Origin of the sequence: Aeromonas tecta (assembly GCF_000820185.1) — a bacterium.
GTDB lineage: Bacteria > Pseudomonadota > Gammaproteobacteria > Enterobacterales > Aeromonadaceae > Aeromonas > Aeromonas tecta.
On sequence record NZ_CDCA01000031.1, the window covers coordinates 1 to 710 of the forward strand.

Here is a 710-nt window from a genome sequence, read left to right on the forward strand (position 1 = left end):
GTCACGGTATGCGTGGTGCCATCGGCACTCTGGACGGTGAAGGTCTCGACCTTGGTCTCGCCCTCCTTGAGGTACTGCACCGCCGCGTTGGCCACGTTGTAGGTCCAGGCGCCGCCTTCGGTGATGGTCAGGCTGCCCAGCGCACCCGCGCTCGGGGTGCCATTGCCGGCCACAAACACCGACTGGCCCGCATCCGCGTCGCTCACGGTCAGCACGCCGCTGTCGGTCAGGGTCGGGTTGGCCGCGTCTTCGGTGACCGCGCCCAGGTCGTCGCCAGCGATGGTCGGCAGATCGTTGGTGCCGGTGATGGTGATGGTGACGGTATGCGCGGTGCCGTCGGCACTCTGGACGGTGAAGGTCTCGACCTTGGTCTCCCCTTCCTTGAGGTACTGCACCGCCGCGTTGGCCACGTTGTAAGTCCAGGCGCCGCCTTCGGTGATGGTCAGGCTGCCCAGTGCGCCATTACTGGCGACACCGTTGCCCGCCACAAACACCGACTGGCCCGCATCCGCGTCAGTCACGGTCAGCACACCGCTGTCGGTCAGGGTCGGATTGGCCGCGTCTTCGGTGACCGCACCCAGGTCGTCGCCGGCGATAGTCGGCAGATCGTTGGTGCCGGTGATGGTGATGGTCACGGTATGCGTGGTGCCATCGGCACTCTGGACGGTGAAGGTCTCGACCTTGGTCTCACCCTCCTTGAGGTACTGCAC

General features: G+C 65.9%; 1 protein-coding gene. It reads right to left on the reverse strand.

Annotated elements, in window-relative coordinates:
* Positions 1 to 710, reverse strand: a 710-nt coding sequence (locus BN1137_RS13840; RefSeq protein ID WP_198150648.1) for a VCBS domain-containing protein, incomplete at both ends; no start/stop codon positions are given.